General features: G+C 42.3%; 7 protein-coding genes. 2 read left to right on the forward strand and 5 right to left on the reverse strand.

Annotated features, from left to right (window positions below):
• Positions 1 to 83 precede the first annotated feature (83 nt).
• On the reverse strand, positions 84 to 434 hold the full coding sequence (locus tag H6G41_RS27050) for a histidine triad nucleotide-binding protein (protein WP_190750419.1): 351 nt from the start codon (positions 432 to 434) through the stop codon (positions 84 to 86).
• 54 nt (positions 435 to 488) lie between these two features.
• Between H6G41_RS27050 and H6G41_RS27055 the strand changes: the two genes are divergently transcribed.
• Together H6G41_RS27055 and H6G41_RS27060 are read left to right on the forward strand one after the other, a co-directional pair.
• Positions 489 to 2,027 (forward strand): YifB family Mg chelatase-like AAA ATPase, encoded by a 1,539-nt coding sequence (locus H6G41_RS27055; protein ID WP_190750396.1) that lies wholly within the window; start codon positions 489 to 491, stop codon positions 2,025 to 2,027.
• A gap of 234 nt (positions 2,028 to 2,261) precedes the next feature.
• Positions 2,262 to 3,134 (forward strand): S-methyl-5'-thioadenosine phosphorylase, encoded by an 873-nt coding sequence (locus tag H6G41_RS27060; RefSeq protein ID WP_190750398.1) that lies wholly within the window; start codon positions 2,262 to 2,264, stop codon positions 3,132 to 3,134.
• Between the two features lie 201 nt (positions 3,135 to 3,335).
• On the opposite strand, the gene H6G41_RS27065 is transcribed toward H6G41_RS27060, so the two are convergent.
• The 4 genes from H6G41_RS27065 to H6G41_RS27080 form a co-directional block, all read right to left on the reverse strand.
• Entirely contained in the window at positions 3,336 to 3,953 is a 618-nt protein-coding gene (locus H6G41_RS27065; RefSeq protein WP_190750400.1) for a hypothetical protein, read from the reverse strand.
• 60 nt (positions 3,954 to 4,013) lie between these two features.
• Positions 4,014 to 6,122 carry a caspase family protein gene (locus tag H6G41_RS27070; protein WP_190750401.1) on the reverse strand — a complete coding sequence of 703 codons (2,109 nt, stop codon included), beginning with the start codon at positions 6,120 to 6,122 and terminating at the stop codon, positions 4,014 to 4,016.
• A 96-nt stretch (positions 6,123 to 6,218) separates the two neighbouring features.
• Positions 6,219 to 7,397, reverse strand: coding sequence for a sulfate adenylyltransferase (sat, locus tag H6G41_RS27075; RefSeq protein ID WP_190750404.1), 1,179 nt, complete (start codon positions 7,395 to 7,397; stop codon positions 6,219 to 6,221).
• Positions 7,398 to 7,778: 381 nt separating this feature from the next.
• The gene (locus H6G41_RS27080; RefSeq protein WP_190750406.1) at positions 7,779 to 8,405 is read right to left on the reverse strand and encodes a Uma2 family endonuclease; all 627 of its coding nucleotides are present in this window, start codon (positions 8,403 to 8,405) and stop codon (positions 7,779 to 7,781) included.
• Between the last annotated feature and the right edge of the window lie 133 nt (positions 8,406 to 8,538).

Here is an 8,538-nt window from a genome sequence, read left to right on the forward strand (position 1 = left end):
TAACGGTACAAAGTCTGCCTCCGCAGCCTGAATTTAGCCCAGTTTGGTGGGCTTTGTAACGATAGCCCCATGCCCAATAATCATCAACCAGGCGGCCATTTCATCGCCCGCCCGCCAAGAACGTGGAGATGCAAATGATACACAGTTTGCCCGCCATCGTTACCACTATTAATCACCACCCGATAACCATTTTCTAGCCCAACTTGTTCTGCAACCCGCTTGGCTGTTAATAACAAATGTCCTAATACTGCATGATCTTGTGATTCTGCATCAGCTAGTTTGGGAATGGGCTTTTTTGGGATCACGAGAAAATGCACCGGCGCTTGCGGTTGAATATCATTGAAAGCTAAAGCTAAATCATCCTCATAAATAATGTCGGCGGGAATCTCGCGCCGAATGATTTTGCTGAAAATTGTCTCTGTGGTTTCACTCATGTCAATTGATTTACTCATCTGCTAGAGATTTTAAAGGTTTATTTTATATAAGAAATGCTAGCTAGAGTCTGGAGTGCATCAATTGTTGGCATCGACGCCGTTAAAGTAGGTGTGGAAGTCGATGTATCAGGGGGATTACCAGGAATTGTTTTGTTGGGACTTCCAGATTCAGCGGTGCAAGAATCAAAGGAGAGGGTAAAGGCGACGTTAAAGAATGCTGGTTTTGCTTTTCCTCAACGGAAGATTGTGATTAACTTAACGCCTGCTGATTTACGTAAGGAAGGCCCCAGTTTTGATTTACCTATTAGTGTAGGCATTCTCGCCGCTTCGGAACAAGTTAATGCTGATTTACTAGGTGATTTTTTATTCTTAGGGGAAGTTTCCCTTGATGGTAGTCTTCGTGCTGTGGCTGGTGTTCTCCCCATTGCAGCGACAGCGCAAAAAATGGGAATTGCAGGTTTAGTTGTTCCCATTGATAACGCCCAAGAAGCAGCGGTAGTAGAAGGTTTAACTGTTTACGGCTGCAAAAATTTATCTGTGGTAGCCGATTTATTAAATCGTCCTTCCGCCCACAAACCAGTAAAACTTGATGAAACTATCAAAACTGCTGAGAATCCAGGGCTACATTTTGCTAATGTAGATTTACAGGATGTGAAAGGACAGGCTCACGCTCGTCGGGCTTTGGAAATTGCCGCAGCTGGCGGACATAATCTCATATTTGTCGGCCCTCCGGGAAGCGGTAAAACTATGTTAGCAAGACGATTACCGGGTATTCTTCCGCCGCTAACCTTTGCAGAAGCTTTGGAAGTGACGCGGATTCATTCGGTAGCTGGGTTATTAAAAAATCGCGGTTCTTTAGTTCGCGATCGCCCTTTTCGCAGTCCTCATCATTCGGCTTCTGGCCCTTCCCTTGTCGGTGGTGGTAGCTTTCCCCGTCCTGGCGAAATTTCTTTATCTCACCGTGGTATCTTATTTTTAGACGAATTAACGGAATTTAAACGGGATGTCTTAGAATTTCTCCGCCAGCCTTTAGAAGATGGCTATGTGACGATTTCCCGCACCAGACAATCAATTACCTTACCAGCGCAGTTTACCTTAGTAGCGAGTACTAATCCTTGTCCTTGCGGTTACTACGGCGATACAATTCAACCATGTACTTGTTCTCCCCGACAAAGAGAAAGTTACTGGGCGAAACTTTCCGGCCCTTTAATGGATAGGATAGATTTACAAGTAGCCGTGAATCGCCTCAAACCAGAAGAAATTACCCAACAACCCACAGGGGAATCATCGATATCAGTAGCTAAACGAGTCCAACAAGCACGCGATCGCGCTTTGTCTCGCTTTCAAGGCGAACCAAATCTGCGTTGTAATGCCCAATTGCAAAGTCGCCACTTACAGAAATGGTGTAAACTCGATGATACTGCCAGGAATTTATTAGAAGCAGCGATTAGAAAATTAGGCTTATCAGCTAGAGCCAGCGATCGCATTCTCAAAGTAGCCCGTACCATTGCAGATTTAGCCGGCGAAGATGAGTTGCAAGCTCATCATGTCGCTGAAGCCATCCAATATCGGACAATTGATCGAATGCAGTAAATATAGCGGTTTTCCTTTAAATGCAATACAAAACACTAGCCCCTAGTCCCTAGCCCCTAGTCCCTTTCCCCAACCCGACTGTATTGCACTCAACTGAGAAGCGCTATATAAGGTTTCTGACAAATTAAGCGATGGCGCCACAACTTTCTTGTCAGCAGGAATCTGAAGATGATTGCCGAACCTTAAACACATTCCGCTAAAATAACTTGGCACCCTTGGAAGGAGTGAGGAATTATGGCAGAAGTGAAAATTGGCATTATTGGTGGCAGCGGTTTATACAAGATGGATGCACTCAAAGATATCGAAGAAGTGCAGATAGATACGCCTTTTGGCTCGCCTTCTGATGCTTTAATTCTAGGGACATTAAATGGTACAAGAGTAGCATTCTTAGCACGCCACGGTCGTAATCATACCCTATTGCCTTCAGAATTACCGTTTCGTGCCAATATTTATGCAATGAAGAAATTGGGTGTAGAGTATTTAATTTCTGCGAGTGCGGTGGGTTCGTTGAAAGCCGAAGCCAAACCCTTAGATATGGTAATACCGGATCAATTTATTGACAGAACCAAAAATCGGGTGTCAACGTTTTTTGGTGAAGGAATTGTCGCCCATATTGCTTTTGGCGATCCAATTTGTCAGAATTTAGCTGGTGTAGTTGCAGATGCGATCGCTTCTTTAAATTTACCAGAAGTTACTCTCCATCGCGGCGGTACTTATGTATGTATGGAAGGGCCTGCATTTTCTACGAAAGCAGAATCAAATCTTTATCGCAGTTGGGGTGCAACAGTCATAGGTATGACAAATTTACCAGAAGCAAAGTTAGCTAGGGAAGCAGAAATTGCCTATGCAACTTTAGCTTTAGTAACTGATTATGATTGTTGGCATCCAGATCATGATAGCGTCACTGTAGAAATGGTAATTGGCAATTTACAGCGTAATGCGGTCAATGCACAAAAGGTAATTCAAGAAACTGTGCGCCGCTTGAGTGAAAATCCCCCTCCTAGCGATGCACATTCAGCTTTGAAATATGCAATTTTAACTCAGTTGGATAAAGCACCCGCAGCGACAAAAGAAAAGCTGAGTTTGTTACTGCAAAAATATTTGTAGATAGCTATATATAGCAATCCTAAATCATTTGTGAAATTTACCGATTCTCAGTTTTCTCTCTTATCCTTGGCGTACTTGGCGTCTTGGCGGTTCATTAAAAAAATATTTTCACAACTCAGATAGGATTGCTATATATGAGCTTTTAATCAGGCATTTTGATAAATTAAAATTTATGCTCTCTTTGCCTGATTATTCATCTCATCAATCCCAATCAGTAGTATCTCGAAACGAATACCACTTACCAGACAAGTGAAAAGTCTGGTAATTTCTTGTGCCAAAAGGACTTCCTTTTGAATTGGGTTGATAAACAAAACCATAGGAAATAATGTCAAATATCCAACGGCTAGAATAGACGCGAAAGTAAACGCCACCTCGAGAATCGGCTGCATATTCATCAACATGATATAAACCAAGGTGTCGATTCAATTTCATGTCGCCAACGCCAGATACAGGAGCCTGCACCAGCATTCGCTCAAATGCTGGTTGTGATAATATAAAAGCTACACGACAGGGAATATTAAATTCAACGAGAATATAAGAAACAAGCAATATTGCACCTAAAATTCCTAAACGTTGCCAGGGAATTCTCACATGCGGAAATTTGCTGATGAGTTGCTTTAAATTTCCATTTGGTGCTAGAAGTATTAAGATTAATAATAATATCATCCCCAAAGCCGCAACTATTGGTATTGCAAAGAAAAACAGCAAAAAGGGGACAAAAGATAAATCATCTAGCGCACCTGGATAAATGCTAGTACCAAGAACCAATACACAAATAGCTATAGTTGTAAAATAGACAATATTGCACAGTAATTTCATTTATTTGCCAAAACTCATAATCTCTAGTAGTCTACACAACTAAGTGGCGAGATTTCTTGTTTAAGCGACTTGAAAATTAAAGCTGAGAGTAGCCCAATGATTGACATCTAATACGTAAGAATCGGCTGCTGTACCGTTGATTTCAGCTTTGACAGGACTAGTGTTATGTAAATCTTGTAAGATAGCTTGGGCTACTTCTAAGGGGTTTAATAAGGGGCCGATTGGTTGTTGATCTGTGGTGCTATTTTTAGCAGTTTCTAAGGTAGTCAGAGTTTCGTTGAAGGGATTGGTGCTAAAAATTAGTTGGTGTTCGCTTTCATAAGCTGGCCCGGGAATCACCCAACCCGAAGCAGTAGCGCTTTGTGGCAATATAATTGTTTCACCAGGAGCGATGACTATTTGTTTAACTAGGGGTTTTGTCGCTACATTGTTGGCTTCTGGGGGAGTTTCCCAAGGATAAAAAGCGATCGCAGTTCTGTTATTCTTTAATCCTACAAGCATAAAATACAATGCGCGATCGCCTAAATTTTGGATGCGATACTGCATTTTACTGCCAATGGGCACAATTGTCGTGCTAATTAACTTGTTTGTCGCCGTATCCCCTGCGAAGCTACGCATAGTTTCCCGTTGCATAATTGCACGCGGTGATAAACTGTTGACAATTTCTAGGCTGGCTTTGATTGCTAAACGGGAAGAACCTTCATTTTCCGTGAGTCGCCATAACTTAGCGGCTAACAAAGTCGGTAATTTTGGCGCTAATTTTTGCACAGCAACTTTTACCGCTTCCCCAGTATCCCCAGGATTGTTGAAAATTGCTTCGCCGCCTAGAGAAAATAAACTGTAGCGAGTGGGAGTAGGTAAAAGTTTACTAAACAGATAATCAGCCGGTTGTTCTCCCGCCACCACAGTGGAAACATGGGAGACTGTAGCAAAGGCGCTAGTCGCGTCTACTCGTTCAATTCTTTCTAATGCGGTATCCAGAGCAACGATTAAATTAATGTTGCGGGGTAAAATTCTCACTGCTTCTTGGACGAGTTGCCCAACTTTCACCTCAGTAGTATTATTAATAGTGGAAAATTGTGCTTTGGCTGTTAAGCCAGTACGCGATCGCAATATTAGCTGTTCTCCACTCACCAAGCTAAACCGAGAGTTAACCCCGTAATGTTCCAATACTTGTGGTGGTATCCCCCCTAACCATAAACTCACGCTTTTACCGTCGTCTTCTTTGGTGATAATCGCTCCTTCGCCGCCAATAGAGCTATCAGGCAGCAAATTATCACCAATAACAGGATTTTTCTTGCTGGTAATTAACCCTGGCTGCTGCTTGCTTCCCAACTTACCTATAGAACTTTCCACTTGTCCAAGACTAATTTGAATTGTCTTGCTGGGAGTAGCTTCCCATAAATACTGAGTTAAGGCGTAGGTAAATAACCCTGCACTAAAACCAGATAACAGCAATTCCCTAGCTGATTGCTTGGGATCTGTAGTTGCTGTTAATAGCAAGGGTGGGGTAAGTTCCTCTTTACTCCCGGTATTTTTCGCCTTCAGTTGTTGGAGAAATTCTAATTCGGCTGTGGCTAACTTCCCATCCTCAACTTCGGGACGGGCGCGAATTCCTAACCCTGTCCCAATTGTGGGAGCATAGTAACTATTATCTAATACGGCGGTGACACGATCTGTAGGGAGCGATCGCAATAATAATAACAGCGTTTCTTCTAATAAATAATTGACATTTTTATTATCTTGTGCATCCGAACCCACCAGTGCATTTTGTACAGTGTCCGGTGCTAATTGAATCCGAGTCCCATAACCGCTAAAGTGAAAGACTACAACATCCCCAGCCTTAACTTGCTTACCGAGATGTTCTAAAAAAGCAGCTTCGATAAATTCTCGGCTAGCTTGTTCTTCCGTCAACGTCAAAATATTGGCAGATGGAAAGCCAAAGCGGTGCATTAACAGTTCTTTTTGCAGTTCGACATCAGTTAAGCAGCCGCTAAGTTTAGGATTTTGCGCGTATTGATTAATCCCTATTAATAAAGCAAATTTACGCAGACTAGGTTGGGCTAAAGCTTGATAATAGCGATTTCCCCAAGTCAACCACTCAGCCTCAGTTATACCCAAAACTGCGAGTATTGAACCAATTCGTTGTAAAAAACTCCGACGTTTCATAAATTCGCTATCAGCCCTCAGCCCATCAGCATAACAGCTTAAAGGGCTGAAGCCTGTAGTGTAAAGTAAAGTGGGTACAATTTCGCTTTATTAACCTTAGACTGGGACTTGTACCTTCATCGCCCTTGCTAATTCCGCCGCTACCTCTGGACGAGAAAATTCTGGAGGAGGTAATTCACCCCGACGCAGCATTTCTCTAACTTTGGTTCCCGACAGATGAACTCTTTCTTCTGGCTTGCTGGGGCTGGTTTTAGTAGTCGCCATTTGTTTGGTGCGCGTACAGTAAAACGCATGTTCAAACTTCATGGGGACAATTCCCAACTCCTGAGGTTCAAACTCATCAAAGATATATTGTGCGTCGTAAGTGCCGTAATAGTCACCCACACCCGCATGATCGCGCCCGACAATAAAGTGAGTACAACCGTAGTTTTTGCGCACTAAAGCGTGGAAAATCGCTTCTCTAGGGCCAGCATAACGCATCGCTGCTGGATTAATTGCCAAAATCACTCTATCTAAAGGATAGTAATGTTCCAGCAAAATCTCATAGCAACGCATCCGCACATCAGCCGCGATGTCATCTTCTTTTGTCGCCCCGACTAATGGGTGCAAAAATAGACCATCAACAGTTTCTAAAGCGCACTTTTGAATATATTCATGGGCGCGGTGGATGGGGTTGCGAGTTTGAAACCCAACGATAGTTTTCCAGCCTTTATCTTTGAACATTTGCCGAGATGCGGCAGGATCGATTTGATAGGCGGGAAATTGAGGATGGGGATTGCGTTGTAATAGCCAGATATCACCTGCGAGATTAATCGGCCCTTGGTTATAGACTACCTGTACTCCCGGATGTTTAGCATCATCAGTGCGATAGACATTAACAGCTTCGCGGGTTTTGTCGTAGCGATATTTTTGTGTGAGGTGTAAAACGCCAATATATTCGCCATTGGGATTATCCAGACGAACAAAGCCACCTTCTTGGAGAGGGGAAGCGACTTCTTCAGTTACTGACAGTGTAATTGGGATTGACCACACAACACCATTAGCTAGACGCATTTCGCTAACTACGCGATCGTAATCTTCCTGGTTCATAAAACCTGTGAGTGGACTAAACCCACCGATCGCAATCATTTCTAAATCAGAAACAGCGCGATCGTCAAGTTGCACTCTGGGTAAATACTCAGCCTTAGAGAGAAATTCCTCTCTTTGTTCTGGTGTGGCGATGCGATTAACTAACTGTCCACCGTGCGGCGCAATAGCATCTGGATGGTAACTCAACGTAATCCCCTCTTCGAGTTAAGGTAATTGTTTCAAACTATGTACTAACTTATCAAAATGCTGACACCCAGAGAAAAAGAGTTTTAAGAATTGTGGATAAAGAATTAAGTTACCCTGAAGCTAATGCACTCTACAGCCTGGAATTATGACTGCGGTATCTCCTGTAGTTAAACCTATTAGCTTGATGCGATATTTTGGCGGGTATTATTAGCGGTGTCTAGCGTCGGCTGTGGCGCGGCTGTAGGGGTATCCTGGGGGCTTATTCGCTGGAATACTTATACATTGGGCATTTTAGCGCGGATATTCGCTTTTTCACATCACCCCTCACCTACACAGGCATGGGGCATTGGTCAACCGTCATTGGCTATTGGTTGTTTGCTGTTAGCTATTGTTTGCTTGAAAAATCTGTTGAGCAGTCAGATTTAATTCGGGAAATGTTGGCGACTCTATGCGGTCTGTACCTCTAAATTGTTTACCTTGATATTCGCCCTCATTATTTAAAGAGTAAATTGTGATTGTTGGTTGTTTGGGGTCGCCTATTAATAGCTTGCTACCCAAAGCTAAATAATCCACTATCCAATATTCTTTAATACCCATTTCTTCATAATCGGCAAACTTTTTGTGATAATCATCACGCCAGTTAGTACTAACTACCTCAATCACCAATGGTATTGATTCTGGTTGAGTTAAGATAGACTCTTCTTGCCAGCGTGGTTCATTTACTAAATTGGAAAGATTCATTACAAGAACATCTGGGAAGTATCCAGACTGTTTATTTTCTGCCTGTACTAGTGCCTTATTCGATATACCGTATTTGAGCTTAAGTCTTACAAATTCGTATCCTAAAATCGCTGCTAAAAAAGCAATAATTTCTTCATGTTTTCCTTTGGGTTGTGGCATTTGAATAATATCCCCATCGTATAATTCGTAGCGAATATTTTCTAGTTGTGTTTTTAAAAATTCTACAAATTCATCAAATGTAACTAGTTTTTGTAGAGATTGCGTCATGATTTTTACCTTTCTTTTAGATAAAGTTTATTTGGTTCTTTAGTACTTGTTATGCTAAACTAACAATCAAAATGCCAGTTTAACAAGCATCTAATTCGGAAGTTTTCAAAGTTTCTAAATCCATAAGCCGAGC

Source organism: Tolypothrix sp. FACHB-123 (assembly GCF_014697075.1).
GTDB lineage: Bacteria > Cyanobacteriota > Cyanobacteriia > Cyanobacteriales > Nostocaceae > Aulosira.